Source organism: Lactiplantibacillus sp. 3062 (assembly GCF_055413545.1).
In genome coordinates this window covers 175,097-193,073 of record NZ_JBVAYE010000002.1, presented here as the reverse complement: position 1 = coordinate 193,073, position 17,977 = coordinate 175,097, and the positions used below count along the sequence as shown (strand labels likewise).

Here is a 17,977-nt window from a genome sequence, read left to right as displayed (position 1 = left end):
GCAAATAAGCGCGACGTCACAGCCTTCATCATCAAGATGGCCGCAACATCGCGCTTGTTTGATTGTCGTTTGATAGCCGTCAGCTAATTAACTGACGTGACTTAATCCCAGAATTTAGCCGCAATCTTTTGTCCCTGATCAATCTTTGCCCACTGCTGAGCCGCCGTTAACTCGTTGCCTGAGTCACACGAAGCGAAGCCGCATTGATGAGATAAATATAACTGGTTCTTATTCAAAATTTGACTAGCTTGCGTCAGTAACCGTAACGCGCGATCTTCATCATCTAAGGTATTGGTCTTACTGGATAACAGGCCCAAGACGACTTCCACATTCGGCCGGTCCTCAAGTACCTTGAGCGCTGAAAGATCACCGGCGCGGTCATCGTCCCATTCAAGGAAGAAACGGTCGTAGTGTTGGTCATGCAGGAATTTCTTAGCAATCGTATTGTAACTGCCTTCTGCAAAGTGCCGACTTTCATAATTACCACGACAATTATGCGTCCAAACTTTCAACCCTAATTGATGGCCAAAATCAACTAACTCATTATTGGTGTTGACGGCTACATCAGCTAATTCTTGGAGACTGCCATTTCCAGCACCAAAGGGACTTTGCTGATTATCACTGGCAAACACTTCCCACAAGCAGTCATCGAATTGGATGATTTTGCCACCCGCAGCTTGATAATCCGTTAAGAATTCTTTATACGCCCCGAGTAAGCCTGCATGCAAGTCATCAACAGTTTTGTAAATCTGGTCAGGGCCATATAGCTTATCGATGTATCCAAACTCAACAAAGGCGTGTGCGGGACTCCAGATCGTTAATTTAACGTCATTACCATCGGCTTGTGACTTAAGTTGCTGATAAATATCAATAAAATGATGATGCTTGCCAGAAAGTGGTGCTGTGATTTCAATGCCAATATCTTTACGTGTTTCAAAATCACTGCCGTCATGATCGCGAAAATTATAACCTTCATCCGCAATAAACCGCCGAACACCACTAAACCCCCAAATAAAATCCAAATGCCACATTGACTTCGTATATTCGCCATCCGTTAGCACATCAATCCCATGCGCCTTTTCGGTGGCAATCACCGTCTTCACTGCCGCTGTTTCGGCAGCCTGGTAGCCCGGCAAAGCCTCATAAAATGGGTATTGAATATCGTCACGATGTTCGATTTGATTTTTATAAGTAAGTAAACTAGCCGGGCGTAAGAGTGAGCCGACCAATTGGAAATGTGTTTTTGTCATAATGTAATCATCCTCCGTGTCTGTCTTAATGAGTTTATTATAACAATCTGATTAAAAAATAGATAAGACTGATTGCATTGATGATATAATAGGCAATACCTATAACCTAAATAATTTATTCAATCACACCAGCTACAATCATGCGTTAATTAGATACTGAAACCAGACATTTCTCAGGAGGTGTACTTAATGCGTATTCAACAATTGCGCTACTTAGAAAAAATTGCCACGACTGGCTCGATCAACGAGGCGGCCAAACAGTTATTTATCAGCCAACCCTCATTATCCCAAGCAATGAAAGAACTCGAAAAGGAATATCAAGTACAGCTGTTTTATCGTCATAAAACGGGGATCACTTTGACGGATACGGGCCGTGAATTCATTAACTATTCTCGCAGTGTCCTCGACCAAGTTAATTTACTCAACGAACATTTTGGTCAGGGAACCGTTCGCAAGCGTATCTTTAGTGTCTCTGCGCAACACTATGCGTTTGTCGTGAACGCCTTTGTCGAATTAGTCAAGGAAATTGGTGGCGATACCTATCAGTTCACATTACGCGAGACTGAAACGGCCAACGTGCTCAATGACGTTCAGACTTTGAAAAGCGAGCTCGGCGTCATTTATCTTAATAAGTTCAATCAGACCGTGCTTAGCCGTTTGATTGCTGACAAAGACTTAAGCTTCGTACCGCTATTCGAGGCTCGCCCGCATGTTTTCGTCGGTCGTGATAACCCATTAACGCACAAGCAAGAACTGACTTTGGATGACCTACGAGACTATCCCTACCTCTCTTATGAGCAAGGCGATACGAGTTCCTTTTATTTTGCAGAAGAAATCCTCAGTACGCTACCTCATAAAAAGCATATCCGCATCAGTGATCGGGCAACGATCTTCAACTTGATGGTGGGTTTAAACGGCTATACGATCAGTTCAGGCATCATCAGCAGCGAACTCAATGACGAAAAAATTGTGGCGATTCCACTAAAAGTGGATGATGCAATGACCCTTGGATACCTGCGCCATAAGAAAATCGAATTGAGCGCTACGGCCCAGCGCTATTTGACACTATTGAAACAGCACATTCAAGGATATGGCTTTGACGTTTTTAATAATAATTGACTGATCGACACATGACGTGACTGAATTCATTTTTTGTTAACAACAGCATACAGACGAAAAAATACGACATTCAGGTTGAATGCCGCATTTTAGTTTGGTTTAGCTACTCGTTTGTTTCAACATCCAATGCATGTTTGGCCGCAAGCGCACGACCAAAATCAGTTTCATCAAAATGATCAATGATTTGCTGAAGCGCGGTCGCACTTAAACTGGCCCCAAATAACGGACTGCCGGGTTCAGTCATAATACCATCCGCCAGTCGGGGATAGCCAATGGGATCAAACCCAAGCGTCTCCACAAAGTGGGCCACAGTTGCTACGGCTTGGGGCTCATCACCAGCTACCAATAGGGCCTTCCGCGCCGGATCGCCATTAGGTCTGGCGTCTTCTTGCAGATTATGATAACCCATATGGTTCAGTGTTTTAACCAGATGGCTCCCTTTGAAGTATTGCTGGACTTGTTCGCTGGAGGACGTCTGGGGATCCAGAACTTCTTCCCGTACCCCGTCTGTTTCCCACCAATAATTCATAGCGTCAATTACAAGTTTGCCATCAAGCGCCGTAGCCGGGATTTGCCGGTAACGACTCAGCGGTAATGCTAAAATAATTAACTCACTGTTGGCGATGACATCCTGATTTTCCGACGCAATTGCGCCCGGAACTAGTGTTTGAATCGTTAGTTCAATTTTGCTTACTTTGCCAGAGCCCGAAATGCGAACGTCATACCCGGCCGCCAATGCCAGTTCCGCTAAGACGATACCAACTTTACCGGCGCCGAGGATTCCAACGTTTTTGACTGTCATTTGGTCGTCACCTGCTTCGCTTGTAAAATAGTTTTAACTTGTGGAATCACCTGTGTCGCATACAATTCAATCATCCGTTCACGTTGAGCCGCCGTTTGATTACCGGCCCCGTATACCAAGTCAAAGCGCCCCAGCCCCAGTGTTTCAATCGTCGTCGCAATCCGTTGCGCAACCACGGTCGGCGTCCCAACATAAAACGACCCGTATTTGGTTTCACGGTCAAATTGTTCGTGACTCATTGGCGCCCATCCCCGGGTCAATCCAATGCGATCAAAATTAGCTTTGATATTTTGATAAGCCACCGTCAAGGCCTCATCCTGATCATCCGCAATGAATCCATGCGAATGCACCGCAATCGGATAAGCTGGCTGATTGAACTTTTTAGCGGCTTCGTGATACAGTTTGATATACGGTTTAAATCGGTCCGCCCGGCCACCGATGATTGCAATGATGACTTTATAGCCAATCTTAGCCGCGCGAATAATTGATTCTGGTGAACCACCAATCCCAATGTAAGTCTCAAGTTCACCAGTAGCTGTCTTTGGATACACGTCTTGATTCGTTAACGAAGCCCGAAACTTACCCGACCAAGTCACCGGCTTTTCCGTTCGCAATTGGTCATATAGTGCGAGTTTTTCGTTAAATAGGTCATCATAATCCGTCAAATCATAGCCAAATAACGGGAACGATTCGGTAAACGACCCCCGTCCTAACATCACTTGGGCGCGCCCATTAGACAGGCCGTCTAACGTTGCAAACCGTTCATAAACTCGAACCGGGTCATCGGAACTCAGCACCGTTACTGCTGACGCTAATTTGATGTGCTGGGTCACGGCAGCGGTGGCTGCTAACACCGTTTCCGGACTTGAGACACTGTAGTCTGGTCGGTGATGTTCACCAATGCCAAAAACATCCAGCCCATACTGATCCGCTAACTGACCTTCGCGCACGATTTGGCGCAATGACTCTCCCGCCGACTGTAAACTACCATCCGTGTTCGCCACAATATCCCCAAATGTTTCTAACCCAAATTCTAGTTGATTAACATCAATCATCTTAATGCCCCCATTACTTTTGTTTCACTTACTTTTAGTAAGTGGTTGATGTTAATATATCGTATTATCTCTTTAAATGCAACTGATAGGCACAGCTTGACAGTCACCTTCAATCATGATTAAAACAATCTGCCAATTGGATGAATTCCGGTTCGGTAGTAATTCAGCGATACAAGCATCGCACAGAATAAAAAGAGGTATTCAATTAGAATACCTCTCCGTAAGTTGTTCCGAACCAATCATCATTGCAAAAATCAAGTTTGCACATGCTATCTAGCTCTGGGCCTGCCGTTGCGTCTCATGACGTTGTGCCCATAAGTTGATCACTAAAGCGACGATCATTAATCCGAACGCAACAATCATGATATTTTGTAGTCCAGTGTGTAAGATGCCACGCATCATCGGCACTAGGTGCGCTGGTAGCCGGCCCGCCCGACTAGCATCACTTAACTGGTTCATCATCGCCATGGTGATTTTACCATCCGATCGTGCCACCCCACTAGTCAGAGCTTGGTTCATGATTAGCCCAAAGATAGCCGTGGTAAACGTCTGGCTGAGCATCCGAATCAAATAACTAAACGAAGTCGCAACTGGAATGTCACGTTGATCAGCGTCTACTTGGACCTTAACCTGCAGCTCATTAAAGCAGGCCCCATTGCCCCAACCTTCAAAGAAGCCAGCTAAGAGTAAGACCCAGTATGGAAGCTTAACACCGCCAATCATCAATGGAACGAAGGTCAGCGTCAAAATGATAATATTGATCGTCAAGACGCGATGGGGCGTCAAGTGCCGCCGCATGCGGGGAACTGATTCACTACCCCCAAAATTAGCAAAAGCACTTGGAATCTGCGTGGCTCCCCCAATTAACGCTGACGTCCCTAGCAAGCCCTGAGCCCACATCGGACTGTACGTCAAAAAGGCAACGAACGCGCCCCAAATAAGCACAAATAAGACGAAATCGACCACTAACGGCGCGTTCTTAAACAGGCGGCCCGGAATAACCGGGTCCACAGCGCGACGTTCCACGATGGTTAAACTGCCCAACACAATGAGCGCCCCCACGATCACGATCGCGACAATCCATAACGACACCATGCCGATCAGTTCAATACCACCAAGCAAACTGATGATCCCAACCGCCATCAATAACGCCCCTGCACGATCCATTGGTTGCAAGTTATGTTCCCGCTTAGGTTCTTGATAGAAGATTTGTAACAGCACGGCTGAGACAATCCCAATTGGTACGTTGAGGTAAAAGATCCAGTGCCAAGACCACACATCGACAATCACACCACCGACCATGGGGCCAATAATCGTTGCCATACTAAAGCAAGCCGAGACTAGTCCCAGTGCCCGCATTCGATCACGCGGATTCTTAAAAATGTCCGCATACATGATGTAAGGTAAGGAAATCATCCCCCCGTTGCCGAGACCCGCAACACCCCGAGCAATAATCAAAAACCAGATGTTGGGTGCTAATCCTTGTAGTAAGGAACCGACAATAAAGAGTGCCGTCGTCATTTGATAAGCTCGCTTATTACCAAAGCGCTCACCCATTTTTGACCAGATCAAGGTCGAAACTGCCGTTCCTAGTAAGAAAACAGCGACGATCCACGCCATTAACCGTAGACCGTGTAAATCCGCAATAATTGCTGGTAGCGCCGTATTCACATTCGTACTATCGATACCAGCCATAACGTTCGATAGTAACAGGGCGCCCTGAACAAAATAAATGGCCCGTCGATTCACAACAAAACTTCTTTCTATAATTGCTAAACATCTCGTCAGTCGTTCAGCTAAAAGTTACCTCAATCCAACCCGTTGAAATTCACTATTTCATACTGATCAATTAACGCACAATTTCTAGTATACCGCTTTACCCCCACCGCAAGGCAAGTCTAAATCTTGATTTAAATTCATGATGAACAAGACTTTCCACTGCCGATTTATAAAGCACCCGTGACAAGCCATTTTTGAGCCTAATTCGTAGATCCACCTCCATCTTGTCAAAGCTTCGTTGACGGTACCGCATTAAAATTCCGCAACTAAAAAGGCATAACCGAAAGCCATGCGGATTTCGGTTACGCCTTTTAAAATATACGAATCAGCTTTGAACTAATTTGTCTTTTCAATCAATTTCATTGCTGCATCGTAAGCCCGATCATTATCACTGATCTTATTAGCTAATTCAGTCTCGATCTTAGTCAGTGTCTGTTTATCGACCTTGCCATTGACCGTTAACTTGGCATGCTTTTGATACTGCTTGACCGCACTGGTGGTTGAATCACCAAAGTAGCCATTAACGGTTCCTTTAAAGTAACCTAAGGCTTGCAAGTACTTCTGGAACGTCTTGACATTGCTATTGACCTTGTCAGCTTGTAAATCACTGACCTTGCTAATAACCGTCAAGCTTGCATAACTCGGCTCATCAGCTTTAACATCAGGTGTCAAGCCCTTCTTGTTGATCCAAGTGCCGTTTGGTGTCAGCCACTTCGCGACCGTGATCTTCATCTCAGTCTTATCATTAAAAGTCGTCACCGTTTGAACGGTCCCCTTACCATATGACTGTGACCCGACCAGTTTAACACCTGCCGATTGATGCAAGGCTGCGGAGAAGATTTCAGCTGCCGAAGCACTCCCACCATCAATTAAGACGGTCGTTGGCTTCGTTTCTTTAAAGCCACCATCATACTTCTTGGACGCCGTGTATTTTTCGGTCGAACCATCGCGTGCTTGGACCTGCATGATCGTCTTACCATTCTTCAAGAAGATTGAGGCCATCTTCAAGGCAGCCGTCATCAACCCGCCAGGATTACCACGCATATCGATGACTAACTTCTTGGCCCCCTTCTTATCGAGTGCCTTCAACGCCGTCTTAAATTCCTTAGCAGTATTCGTCGAGAAGGTCGATACCGTAATATAACCGATCTTCTTATCGCCACCGACTAACTTATAATCAACGGTCGTCACTGGAATCTTAGCCCGCTTCAAACTTACGGTAAAGGTTTGACCACTGCGTTCAATCGTCAATTTGACCGTCGTACCGATCTTACCACGCATCATGCTAACGGCTTGTGTCAAGGTCTTACCGGCCACTGACTTGCCATTGACCGCCTTAATAATGTCCTTCGGTTTCAAACCAGCTTTCTTAGCTGGCGTACCAGCAATTGGTGAAATAATTTGAACATAGTTGCCAGATTTTTGAACCTGGGCACCAATTCCAGAAAACGAACTGTCGATCGTGTCATTCAAGCTTTCCGTCTCGCTCTTGTCCATGTACTCGGAAAATTTATCACCTAACGAATTGACCATGCCGTTAATGGCACCGTTGGCCAACTTATTCGCATTGACCGGTTTGTAGTAATTCTCATTGATCGTTTCATAAACTGATTCGATCTTTTTCATTGCTTTACTAGTCTGCTGCATACTGCTGAGCTGGGCATTGACTTGCCGACCAATCAGCCAGTACGTCCCACCCACCCCAATGCCTAATGCGACGACAATGGAAATAATATAGGTCCATAGACCAACGCGTCGCTTGGGCCGGGGCACTTTTTTTATGTGCGGATTAGTTTGTTTGGGTTCCTCTGGCATACCGAACGTCCTCTTTCCTACAAATTAATTTAAGCTTCACTTGCCAAATAGGCTTGCCACGCGTCATCAAAGACCGTCATCGTTGGCAAATAACCAGCGTTCAATTCCAAATATTGTGAGAGTTCGTGAAAATCTTTACTCTGCTTTGGAAACGATTGATCCAAAAACGCATTATTGGCAAATTCGGCAATGGCATCGGTACTGTCTGGGTTCCGTTGCGTCATCAAGAATGTATAAAATGTTTTATGCATGAATTCACTCCTTAGTCACTAGTTTTTGGAATATGCATTTCGAACTTGAACTGATTATTCTTCAAATCAAGCTTATCTACACTATAACGAACATCATGTTTACCAACTAATTTATTCAAGTAGAGGTCGATTGTCTTCTTCTTGGCATTCAACTTGACCCACTTAGGTGTCTTGTAATTATTATTAATATAATTAATCACAAAGCTGATTGGCAAGGACATCGTCCCGACCGATAAATTGGTTGCTTTCAACGAAATATTGCCGTTATCGATGACACTTGGTTGCATCGTGATCACAAACGACACGTTCTGACCCAGTACCTGCGTCGTTCCGAGCAAATAAGCGCCGGTAGACCGGACCACGAAGCGATATTTCATGTCTTGGCCCTTTTGTAGATCATTCAAATAATAACTCGCAAGGGCGTTTAATTGTTTTCGATTCATTGTAATCGGCACACTAGCCGCATCCGTATTGCTTGCAGCCGTCAAACTAGTGCTTTCGCTAGGCGATCGTAAGACCTGGGTGCCGACGTAAGCACCGGTGCCGACAATCAACGCAATCAAGACAACGGCGACCCATTTCCAAACATTGATTGGACCGTTTGTCTTCGGATTTTTAGGTGCTGATGCCTGCTTGTTTCGTTGTGCTTCCCGCATCTCATTACCTCCCTATTTTTTGATTAACCACGCATCATGGGCCATCATGGTCTGATACAGTTTGGTTGTAAACACACGATACCCCCGCTTATTGGGATGGAAATTATCAGCAGTCGAAATCAAATCATTCGTCTTGTTTTCCGCCTCTAAAGCGCCAGTAATGGCCTTTGAGCTGGTTAAGCTAGTTAAGGTCGTGGCACTCGCTGCTTTCTTCAACTTGCGAATCTGGGCTGCCGTCTTGTACTGGCCGTGTGACATGGTCCAATTGATATCCATAAAATACGTATGCTTGTATTGACTAACCGTCGTCTGTGTCTGATCATTCCACTGGCTAATGTAGTGCGTGATCGACGTCACATTTGGAAAGTTCACATAAATTGGATTATAGATGCTAAAGACAAAAACTGACGCAGTGCCATTCAAACTTTGTAATTTATTAAATAATTTAGTTAGTTTATTCGCATATAAAGTTTGCGCTTTAGCAACCGTCGCGTTATTTTTGGCCGTATTGTTAGAAGTTAGGGACCCTTCGAGCGTTTGCAAGAGGTCGTTACCGCCAACCGTCACGGTAATCACATCCGCCTTGGCAATTTTCTGTTGTAACACTTTCGACTTATTAATGCGTGCTAAAATCTGGTCACTCCGATCACCGGACTTACCAGCATTCGTGGTCGTCACCTTCAGCTTTTGCTTAGTCGTCAACGTTTTTTTGATCTGACCAACGTAGCCACCCTCGGACTCATCGCCGACCCCTTCGGTTAAGGAGTCACCGACCGCGACCAAGTTGATTTTCGCCTTGTGGGGCGTCTTCTTGGCAGTGGTCTTTTTAGTCGTTGTTGGGGTAGTCGTCGCCGATTCATTTTGCGGATGCAGCAGATAATTGACCCCGAAAAACACCCCGACCGCTAACACCGCCATCACTAAAATGATTTTAATGGTTTCTTTAACTTTGGACATTGGCATCCAACCTTTCTTCACCGTTGAGCAGTCCATTTAATCAGAGCTAACTCATCTTTGAACAATAAAATGGTCACCATCCCCTGTTGGGACGATCACCATTTGCCATTAGTGCTCGTAGACAAGTCGCCTGTGGGACACCGCTCACTTTACGCTGGCGCTTGCGTATGATATTCCACGGCAAACGCACCCGGGCCACCATGGGTCGCAATAATTGGCACCGTTGGTTGAACACTGATCTTGAGACTTGGTAAAGCCGCTTGTAGGCGCGCCCGATATTCTTCCACGCGCTCCGTGGCGCCAACGTGAGAGATTGCAACTTCGGCGACGTTCGGCGTTGCAATAATATCGTCGAGAACCTTATCAAAAAACTTATTAATCGCCTTAACACCGCGCCCCTTCATCTTCACATCTAGGGTGCCGTCATCAACTTCCAAGGCAATCTTAACATTCAGTAGCGTACTGATTGCCCCCGTCAGACGACTGATTCGACCACCAGCAACGAGGTTATTCAGGGTCATTACGCCCATGAATAGCTTGGTATGGGCCTGAGTCGCATGAATCTGATCGATGACCGCCTGTTTGTCAGCACCACTCTGGGCTAACTTAGCAGCAGTCAAAACTTGAAAGGCCATCGCACGGTCGGTCGTCCGAGCGTCGATCACGGTGACATCGGTCTTCGTAATCGAAGCCGCTTGTTCCGCCGTGTGCACTGTTCCTGAAATGGCTTCGAGCATATTGATACAAATCACACTCGCGCCATCCGCACCTAACTTATCAAACGTTTCAATGAACGTTCCGAGTGCCGGTTGGCTCGTCTTTGGTAAAGATTTAGCCGTTGCCATCTTGTCAATAAATTCTTCACGCGTAATCGTTTCATCTTCCACGTAAATGGTGCCATCGATCATGACAGTCAACGGAATCACGGTAATATCGTATTTTTTTACCTCGGCATCCGTCAAATTTGCCGAAGAATCGGTCACAATCTTGATTTTCGTCATACTTTGCCACGCTTTCTTATACTTGTAACGTTTAAACGATCGTTACAATAAAATTAATGCTTTCAGTATAGCAGAAATCTGCCTGAGTTTCACGGTTGCCACTGAATTAACGACGGCGGAAATCATCAAATTCGTACGGATATTGATTTTTCTCATCCACCGTCCCAATTTGTTGGCTCACCAGCTGCCACTGCGTGTAATCCACGGCCGGCATCCAAGTATCACCATCAAACCTTGCGTTGATACGCGTCCGATATAAATAATCGGCCACCGGTAACACGGCTTCAAACACCACCGCACCACCAATGACAAAAATCGGTTCATCCGGATGGGCGGCCGCGAGTGTTTGGATCGCCGCCACATCTGCTAGTTGATGGACTTCCGGTGGCAACTTTAAATCAGACTGACGTGAGAGCACCCAATTGGTCCGCCGTGGGAGCGGGCGTTTAAAGCCCGCAAAAGTCTTGCGCCCCATCACGACATGGTGTCCGGTCGTCAGCGCTTTGAACCGCTGCATATCTGCTGGTAAATGCCAGGGAAGCTGGCCCTGGTTGCCAATCAGGCCATTTTGATCTTCTGCCCATATCAATGCAATCATTGCGGCCTCCTAAATCGCGACCGGCGCTTTGATTGCCGGTGCGGGATCATAGCCACTGAGCTTAATGTCACTCATTTGGTAATCAAAAATACTGTCATGAGCCCCACTTAAAGTCAGCTGGGGTGCCGGCCGAGGTTGCCGGGTCAACTGCGTTTTAACTTGTTCCACATGGTTAGTATAAATGTGCGCGTCACCCAACGTATGCACGAACTCGCCCACTGCTAGACCCGTCTCCTTAGCAATCAGATGTGTTAGTAACGCATAACTCGCAATATTGAATGGCACACCTAGGAAGACATCGCCTGAACGTTGGTAGAGTTGGCAAGAGAGCTTACCATCCGCGACATAGAATTGAAACAGAGTATGACACGGTGGTAACGCCATGTTCGGCACATCTTCTGGATTCCAAGCGGAAACGATTAACCGCCGCGAATCCGGATGCGTCTTGATCATTTCAATCACATTGGCAATTTGATCGATCGTCTTTCCCTGACGCGTTTGCCAGTGACGCCATTGCGCACCGTAAACGTCACCCAAATTACCATACTTGGCCGCAAACGCGTCGTCTGTCAAGATCTGGTCATCAAAGGTCTGCATCTGAGCTTGATAAATCGGCGCAAAGTCAGGATCATCTAGCCGGCGGTGTTCAAAATTCGTCATATCAGGGCCGTCATAATCGGCACTCGTAACCCAATTTTTGAACGCCCATTCGTCCCAGATATGGTTGTGATGTTGCAATAAATACTGAATATTCGTATCACCATGCAAAAACCATAGTAATTCGCTCTTGATCAGGCCAAAGGGAACTTTTTTGGTCGTCAATAACGGGAAACCTTGACTCAGATCAAAGCGCATCTGATAACCAAACACACTGTATGTTCCCGTGCCGGTACGGTCATCCTTATACGTGCCGTGTTCTAAAATGGTGCGCGCGAGTTGTAAATAACTATCTTCTAACATGCGATCATCCTTTCAGGCTTCTGCATACTGGCTGAGGTAGTCCCAGCGATCCATCTTCTCATCAATCGTTTGTTCCGTCTTAGTCAATTCTTTTTGCAAATCAGCCAACTTGCCATAATCACTGGCATTGGCAGCCATCGCCGCTTCGATCTCACTCTTATGGCTATCCAATTGCTCGATAACCCCTTCGATCTTGTCGTATTCGAGCTGTTCCGCGTAAGTCAGCTTGACTTTGGCTTTCTTGGCCAATGGTGCGGTCGAGTCATCCGTGACCGGCTTAGCCGTAGTTTTTATCGCAGTGGCCTTGGCTGCGGGCTTGGCCGCGTCTTTTTGATCCTTCAAATAACTGGAGAAACGGCCAGAATAGCGTTCAATATGCCCCTGACCATCAAAAATCAGTAGTTTCGTGCCGACCTTGTCCAAAAAATAGCGGTCATGGGAAACGGTGATGACGGTCCCGGCAAAATCATCGAGGTAGTTCTCCAACACCGTTAACGTACCAATATCCAAATCATTAGTCGGTTCGTCCAATAAGAGGACGTTCGGCTGTTGCATCAACAACTTCAGCAAGTATAACCGGCGCTGTTCGCCCCCAGATAACTTGCGAATCAGCGTGCCGTGCATCGAACGTGGGAACAGAAACTCTTCTAGTAACTCAGTCACTGAAACATGCTCGCCCTGCTTATTCAAGACCGTCTCACCGACATCTTGCAAGTAATTAATGATGCGCTTGTCGCCCGGAATCGGTTCGGTCTGTTGAGTATAATAGGCCATCTTGACGGTCTCACCGATCGTCACGGTCCCACTATCAAGTGGCAGTCGACCCGCAATCACATTCAATAAACTAGATTTCCCGGCACCGTTTATTCCAGTGATGCCGATGCGGTCATTGGCTTGGATCAACATCGAAAAGTGATCCAGGATGGTTTGCCGATCAAACTGCAAGCTCGCGTCCTTTAACTCGATCACTTTCTTACCCAAACGCTGCTGACCGAGCGAAATATCAACATCGTTATCAACTTGGAGCGTATTCAAATTATCCTTCAAATCATTGAACCGATTGATGCGCCCCTGTTGCTTCGTGCTACGCGCGGGTGCTCCCGCACGCATCCAAGCCAGTTCCTTTTTGTACAGCTGCTGTTGCTTATGTTCAGCTAACACGTCACGGGCGACCCGTTCGGCTTTCGCTTGCACGAAATCTTGGTAATTTCCCGTATATTTATGCAGCTCGCCAAATGACAATTCAAACATCTGGTTGGCGACTTGGTCCAAGAAATACCGGTCATGGGTCACGACGATCAAAGCACCCTTATAACTAGCTAAATAGCTTTCTAACCACTCAATTGAGTCAAAATCAAGATGGTTGGTCGGTTCGTCTAGTAATAAAAGATCCGGTGATTGAATCAACACTTGCGCCAGGCCCACCCGCTTCTGTTGGCCCCCCGACATCTGACTGACGGTCTGCGCCAGGTCGGTAATGTGCAGTTGTGTCAAAATCGTTTTGACATCACTTTCAGCCGTCCAAGCATCCTCTTGGTTCATACGATCCTCAGCGGCCACGTAAGCTTTTTGGGTCGCTTGGTCTTCGGGATGATCAGCATAAGCGGCCAACGTTTGCTCGTAGTGGCGAATCGTTCGAAAGACTTGCTGACTACCGGCCAAAACGGCATCAATGACTGTCAGATTCTGGTCAAGTTCCGGCTTTTGCTTTAAATAACCAATCGTATAATTTTTGGGCATCACCAGTTGACCGGCTTCCGGTGCCGTAATCCCGGCTAATACGTCTAATAAATTCGTTTTCCCGGACCCGTTAACGCCAATGACACCAATCCGGTCATGTTCATTCACAATAAATGAAATATCGTGAAATAACGTCTTCTCACCATAAGTTCGGGTCAGATTTTCTGCTCTTAAAGTTTGCATTGTTACGATCCACCCTTTTTTTACATCATTAAATTCTATCTTAGCTAGAATCGGCTTAAAACACAACTGACAAACGCGCAAATCAACGTTAATATTTCCTAACGATCATCGATTTGATTGGGGCGTGAGTCACAAAAAAACTCCTGAGGCTCACTCGGCCCCAAGAGTTGTTTGGCAACACCTTATTAGTTATGATCACCATAAACATCAAAGACGGTCCGTTCATCATCAACGACTAAGTGTAATTTTCCATCGCTGGCTAATGAGCTCGTCTGATAGATGTTGTCGATACCATCCGCATCCCGTGGCTTGAATGGCAAGTAAATTTGTTCACTACCACGTTCGTCGCCAAACAGGATGTCAATTTTTTCAATGTCTTGATAATGTGTCACCCGTTCAAACATCCCACTTGTCACGGATGATAGTTGGGTCGTGTCCGGATCGATCGCATCAGCGTCAGGTTTAAATTCAGCCTTAAATGATTTACAAGGATGAATGATGGTCATATGGCCACCCTTAATTCGACCGTAACTCGTCGTTACCCGGCCGATCCACAGGTCAGAGATATCTTGATGATGAACTGTCCAAGTGTCACCATTCCGAAAATGAAATTTCAATGCTTCTAATGCTCGTTCCATTCAAATCACCTCATTGAATTAGTTTCACTTTAATCGTAACAGATTCATAGAAAATATCAATGTTTTTTTGAATCCGCTACCATCCTTGCAAAATCAAGCAAAGCATCCTGCTGATTTGGGACCTGTTTCATCACCACGGCCTGTAAGCAAGCCGCTAGAATTTGACCCATCATTGGCCCAGGCGTCACCAATTTAGCTTTCAATAAATCGCCACCGTTAATGGCCAATTCATGCTTGTCATGGATTGGTAAGCTAGCATAAGCTTGCACCAATTGTGCTTGGTCCTGGCCAAAGCCTAAAATCGTAGCCACCTGATTAGCCGTTTTCAGCGCCTCTAAGCCCGTATAAAAGTTCTCCTGCGCAGTTAACTGACCGTTGTGTTTTAACGCTATCAGCGCTTTAATAGCGGCCGTCACGTGATTAATCAGCTCATTGCTCGTCTTCCACGTCTTTAACAACTGGCGAACAGCCGCTTCGTCAGTCCGTTGCATGGTCCAGCTAAGCAAGGTCCAAGTACTTTCAATACTCGGCAAATGCCAAGCTGGAAGTGCCATTAACTGTCGCAGCATCGCTTCTTGATCAGCCATTGCGGGCATATAACGATACAAGTCAGTGGTCAGCAAGCCGGTCAAACCAGCAACTGGGTGCTGCCCCATCAGCAGCTTCTCCCACTCGACACGCGTCCGTTCCACGGCAATTTTCGCCAACAACGCCGCATTATCGGCAATCGCTTGTTCGGTCTGTGATTCAATGGTAAAGCCTAACTGACTTGCAAACCGAACGGCACGCATCATCCGCAGCGCATCTTCGTGAAACCGTTCTTCAGCCACTCCAACGGCGCGTAAGATTCCTTGTTCCATATCTGCTACCCCGTCAAACAGATCAATCACTTCACCGTTAGCAGTCATGGCTAAGGCGTTGATTGTGAAATCCCGGCGCTTCAGGTCCTCTTTCAATGATCGGACGAACGTAACATGATCAGGGCGGCGAAAATCTTGGTAACCAGATTCAGTCCGAAACGTCGTCGTTTCATAACCATTGCCGTGATCTAAGATCATCACCGTTCCGTGCTCGATTCCCGTATCAACCGTCCGTTTAAATAATTGTTTGACTTCAGCCGGAAACGCGCTGGTCGCAATATCGACGTCATGTAGGGGCTTGCCCAAAATCGTATCGCGAACACACCCACCAACAAAGTACGCCTCATAGCCGGCCGCTTCGATCGTCTCAATAATCGGCTTAGCTGCTTGAAACTCAGCTGGCAACTGCGTCAAAATCATAGTAAGTGCTCCAAACCAACAAAGAGTTCGTGATACTGGTTAACTTTTTCAACCGCCACTTTGACACCAGTCATAAATGAGATCCGGTCAAAGGAATCTTGGCGAATCGTTAACCCTTCACCAGGGCCGCCAAACATGACCTCTTCGTGCGCCACTAGTCCAGGTAACCGAACCGCGTGAATCCGCATCCCTTCATATTCGGCACCACGTGCGCCAGGTAGAGTTTCAGTTGCGTCAGGATTACCTTGTTCCTTTGGTTGCCGAACTTCAGCAATCTTCTTAGCAGTACTGATAGCAGTACCACTTGGCGAGTCAATCTTATCGTCATGATGCATCTCGATAATTTCAACATCTGGGAAGTACTTCGCTGCTTGTTGGGCAAATTGCATGAGTAAGACGGCACTGATCCCAAAGTTAGGCGCAATGAGGCCGCCCACTTGCTTGTCCTTTGCTAATTTTTGCAACTCGGCAACTTGTTCATCGGTCATCCCAGTAGTCCCAATAACAGGCGAAATACCATGGTTAAGTGCAAACTTTGCATTTTCATAAACGGCGGTTGGAATCGTAAAGTCGATCCAGACCGTGGCATCCGTCTTAATTTGGTCTAAATCATGAAAAGCTGGCACGTCTTGACCCTTAAAGTGGTCGTCCTCACCTAGATTTTGTTCTCCACTGCGCGCGTCATAGACCCCAACTAATTCAAAATCAGGATTATCAATGACCATCTGAGCAGCCGTACTACCCATCCGACCCTTATAGCCGGCAACAATTACTTTTACCACAATAAATTCCTCCTCAAGATTAAGCTAATTATATTTTAGCAGACAATTGCCAAATTAGGCAGGAGAATCCTCGCCGAACCTGTTTAAACTGTTAAACTAGCCCCATTTTGTTCATGCCCAATGGCTAAAACGGTCCCGCTAATTAACTTGCTACTTTGTGGGACGATCCACGTCCGTCCTATAACACTGATATGAATAAAAAATAGTGTCTGACTCAAAGCGTAGTCCCGCTCGGTCGAACACTATTTGCTTATATATTTCGGCCGCCAACAACACCTGGTGACGCTAAATTAACGTGTCAATCGTCGCTAACACCCCATCATGATTATTGTCATGTGACGTAAGATACGTAGCCATCTCTTTGACGGGTGCAATCGCATTTTGCATCGCAAAACTGTAATCAGCCTCCCGTAGCATTTCAAGATCATTACCGTTATCACCGAACGCGGCCGTTTGACTAGGGGCAACGTGCCAATGCTGCTGGAGATAAGCAAGCCCGGTTGCCTTGTTAACATGTGGTGGAATGACGTCAAGCCCATTACCACCGCTGACAGTTGCCCGTAACCGGCCAGCAAATTGCTGATTGATCAAAGCGGCGTGCGCATCAGCATCCGTGGCTTGCCAACTAAAAGTCGCTTTATAGATATGGTCATCAATTGCTGATAGCGATGGCACCACTTGCAGCCGGCTCAAATAGTACCGCATGATCGGACTGTCATCTTGGGGCCGAATATATGCCCCTTGCTTGCCGGAGACCGAGATCTCAGCACCAGCCAGTGCTGGTTCAGTCGCCACGTAAATTAACAGTTCCTGATAAAGCGCCGGCTCAATCAAGCTTTCAGCCAACACGTTGCCGTGATTATCAATGACTAACCCGCCATTTTCAGCCACATAGGTCAATTCACCGTTGATCCCGTCAAAAACATCAATACAATGTTGCAGCTGATTGCCGCTCGCCACAACAAAGTGCTGGCCCTGAGCATTCATTTGATCCAACTGGGCCTGAAACCGATGGTGATCAAACTGATGGTCGTCTCTCAAAAACGTGCCATCTAAATCGGTGGCAATTATAGCTACTTTCACGATAGTAAACGCCTCACTTGAATTTGAT

Annotated in this window: 17 protein-coding genes; 1 reads left to right on the top strand and 16 read right to left on the bottom strand. The window is 46.4% G+C overall.

Going from position 1 to position 17,977, the window contains the following annotated elements; all coding sequences use genetic code 11:
- Positions 1 to 101: 101 nt before the first annotated feature.
- A complete protein-coding gene (locus ACWQAU_RS03880; protein ID WP_003640567.1) occupies positions 102 to 1,250 on the bottom strand; it encodes a cobalamin-independent methionine synthase II family protein in 1,149 nt (382 codons plus the stop codon).
- A gap of 189 nt (positions 1,251 to 1,439) precedes the next feature.
- On the opposite strand from ACWQAU_RS03880, the gene ACWQAU_RS03875 reads away from it, so the two are divergent.
- Positions 1,440 to 2,369: a LysR family transcriptional regulator gene (locus ACWQAU_RS03875; RefSeq protein WP_013355560.1), complete on the top strand. Its 930-nt coding sequence runs from the start codon at positions 1,440 to 1,442 to the stop codon at positions 2,367 to 2,369.
- A gap of 103 nt (positions 2,370 to 2,472) precedes the next feature.
- Here the strand turns inward: ACWQAU_RS03875 and ACWQAU_RS03870 are convergent, their stop codons facing one another.
- The 15 genes from ACWQAU_RS03870 to ACWQAU_RS03800 all read right to left on the bottom strand — a co-directional run bounded on the left by ACWQAU_RS03870 (position 2,473) and on the right by ACWQAU_RS03800 (position 17,949).
- A complete protein-coding gene (locus ACWQAU_RS03870) occupies positions 2,473 to 3,171 on the bottom strand; it encodes an NADPH-dependent F420 reductase (protein WP_027821363.1) in 699 nt (232 codons plus the stop codon).
- The gene (locus ACWQAU_RS03865) at positions 3,168 to 4,226 is read right to left on the bottom strand and encodes an LLM class flavin-dependent oxidoreductase (RefSeq protein WP_015380384.1); all 1,059 of its coding nucleotides are present in this window, start codon (positions 4,224 to 4,226) and stop codon (positions 3,168 to 3,170) included. Before ACWQAU_RS03865 ends, ACWQAU_RS03870 begins: the two co-directional genes overlap by 4 nt.
- Before the next feature lie 273 nt (positions 4,227 to 4,499).
- Entirely contained in the window at positions 4,500 to 5,975 is a 1,476-nt protein-coding gene (locus ACWQAU_RS03860) for an MFS transporter (protein ID WP_003640572.1), read from the bottom strand.
- A 366-nt stretch (positions 5,976 to 6,341) separates the two neighbouring features.
- Positions 6,342 to 7,820, bottom strand: coding sequence for a S41 family peptidase (locus ACWQAU_RS03855; RefSeq protein WP_003640573.1), 1,479 nt, complete (start codon positions 7,818 to 7,820; stop codon positions 6,342 to 6,344).
- Between the two features lie 29 nt (positions 7,821 to 7,849).
- A complete protein-coding gene (locus ACWQAU_RS03850) occupies positions 7,850 to 8,071 on the bottom strand; it encodes a YozE family protein (RefSeq protein WP_003640574.1) in 222 nt (73 codons plus the stop codon).
- An 11-nt stretch (positions 8,072 to 8,082) separates the two neighbouring features.
- Positions 8,083 to 8,727, bottom strand: a complete 645-nt coding sequence (locus ACWQAU_RS03845) for a YpmS family protein (RefSeq protein WP_003640575.1) — start codon at positions 8,725 to 8,727, stop codon at positions 8,083 to 8,085.
- Positions 8,728 to 8,739: 12 nt separating this feature from the next.
- Positions 8,740 to 9,684 carry an SGNH/GDSL hydrolase family protein gene (locus tag ACWQAU_RS03840; protein WP_003644430.1) on the bottom strand — a complete coding sequence of 315 codons (945 nt, stop codon included), beginning with the start codon at positions 9,682 to 9,684 and terminating at the stop codon, positions 8,740 to 8,742.
- A gap of 149 nt (positions 9,685 to 9,833) precedes the next feature.
- Positions 9,834 to 10,685, bottom strand: coding sequence for a DegV family protein (locus ACWQAU_RS03835; RefSeq protein ID WP_003640577.1), 852 nt, complete (start codon positions 10,683 to 10,685; stop codon positions 9,834 to 9,836).
- A gap of 106 nt (positions 10,686 to 10,791) precedes the next feature.
- Positions 10,792 to 11,283 carry a dihydrofolate reductase gene (locus ACWQAU_RS03830; protein ID WP_003640578.1) on the bottom strand — a complete coding sequence of 164 codons (492 nt, stop codon included), beginning with the start codon at positions 11,281 to 11,283 and terminating at the stop codon, positions 10,792 to 10,794.
- Positions 11,284 to 11,292: 9 nt separating this feature from the next.
- Positions 11,293 to 12,243, bottom strand: coding sequence for a thymidylate synthase (locus tag ACWQAU_RS03825; protein ID WP_003640579.1), 951 nt, complete (start codon positions 12,241 to 12,243; stop codon positions 11,293 to 11,295).
- Positions 12,244 to 12,255: 12 nt separating this feature from the next.
- Positions 12,256 to 14,166: an ABC-F family ATP-binding cassette domain-containing protein gene (locus ACWQAU_RS03820; RefSeq protein ID WP_027821362.1), complete on the bottom strand. Its 1,911-nt coding sequence runs from the start codon at positions 14,164 to 14,166 to the stop codon at positions 12,256 to 12,258.
- Positions 14,167 to 14,351: 185 nt separating this feature from the next.
- Positions 14,352 to 14,804, bottom strand: a complete 453-nt coding sequence (locus ACWQAU_RS03815; protein WP_003640581.1) for a hypothetical protein — start codon at positions 14,802 to 14,804, stop codon at positions 14,352 to 14,354.
- Between the two features lie 56 nt (positions 14,805 to 14,860).
- Positions 14,861 to 16,084: a CCA tRNA nucleotidyltransferase gene (locus ACWQAU_RS03810; RefSeq protein WP_027821361.1), complete on the bottom strand. Its 1,224-nt coding sequence runs from the start codon at positions 16,082 to 16,084 to the stop codon at positions 14,861 to 14,863.
- Positions 16,081 to 16,866, bottom strand: a complete 786-nt coding sequence (gene dapB, locus ACWQAU_RS03805; protein WP_016511645.1) for a 4-hydroxy-tetrahydrodipicolinate reductase — start codon at positions 16,864 to 16,866, stop codon at positions 16,081 to 16,083. Before dapB ends, ACWQAU_RS03810 begins: the two co-directional genes overlap by 4 nt.
- Positions 16,867 to 17,151: 285 nt before the next feature.
- Positions 17,152 to 17,949 (bottom strand): Cof-type HAD-IIB family hydrolase, encoded by a 798-nt coding sequence (locus tag ACWQAU_RS03800; protein ID WP_011101579.1) that lies wholly within the window; start codon positions 17,947 to 17,949, stop codon positions 17,152 to 17,154.
- Between the last annotated feature and the right edge of the window lie 28 nt (positions 17,950 to 17,977).

Excerpts from the sequence above, each read along its gene's own strand:
- ACWQAU_RS03880 (WP_003640567.1), bottom strand. The coding sequence starts at position 1,250 with ATGACAAAAACACATTTCCAATTGGTCGGCTCACTCTTACGCCCGGCT.
- ACWQAU_RS03875 (WP_013355560.1), top strand. The coding sequence starts at position 1,440 with ATGCGTATTCAACAATTGCGCTACTTAGAAAAAATTGCCACGACTGGC.
- ACWQAU_RS03870 (WP_027821363.1), bottom strand. The coding sequence starts at position 3,171 with ATGACAGTCAAAAACGTTGGAATCCTCGGCGCCGGTAAAGTTGGTATC.
- ACWQAU_RS03865 (WP_015380384.1), bottom strand. The coding sequence starts at position 4,226 with ATGATTGATGTTAATCAACTAGAATTTGGGTTAGAAACATTTGGGGAT.
- ACWQAU_RS03855 (WP_003640573.1), bottom strand. The coding sequence starts at position 7,820 with ATGCCAGAGGAACCCAAACAAACTAATCCGCACATAAAAAAAGTGCCC.
- ACWQAU_RS03850 (WP_003640574.1), bottom strand. The coding sequence starts at position 8,071 with ATGCATAAAACATTTTATACATTCTTGATGACGCAACGGAACCCAGAC.
- ACWQAU_RS03845 (WP_003640575.1), bottom strand. The coding sequence starts at position 8,727 with ATGCGGGAAGCACAACGAAACAAGCAGGCATCAGCACCTAAAAATCCG.
- ACWQAU_RS03840 (WP_003644430.1), bottom strand. The coding sequence starts at position 9,684 with ATGTCCAAAGTTAAAGAAACCATTAAAATCATTTTAGTGATGGCGGTG.
- ACWQAU_RS03835 (WP_003640577.1), bottom strand. The coding sequence starts at position 10,685 with ATGACGAAAATCAAGATTGTGACCGATTCTTCGGCAAATTTGACGGAT.
- ACWQAU_RS03830 (WP_003640578.1), bottom strand. The coding sequence starts at position 11,283 with ATGATTGCATTGATATGGGCAGAAGATCAAAATGGCCTGATTGGCAAC.
- ACWQAU_RS03825 (WP_003640579.1), bottom strand. The coding sequence starts at position 12,243 with ATGTTAGAAGATAGTTATTTACAACTCGCGCGCACCATTTTAGAACAC.
- ACWQAU_RS03820 (WP_027821362.1), bottom strand. The coding sequence starts at position 14,166 with ATGCAAACTTTAAGAGCAGAAAATCTGACCCGAACTTATGGTGAGAAG.
- ACWQAU_RS03815 (WP_003640581.1), bottom strand. The coding sequence starts at position 14,804 with ATGGAACGAGCATTAGAAGCATTGAAATTTCATTTTCGGAATGGTGAC.
- ACWQAU_RS03810 (WP_027821361.1), bottom strand. The coding sequence starts at position 16,084 with ATGATTTTGACGCAGTTGCCAGCTGAGTTTCAAGCAGCTAAGCCGATT.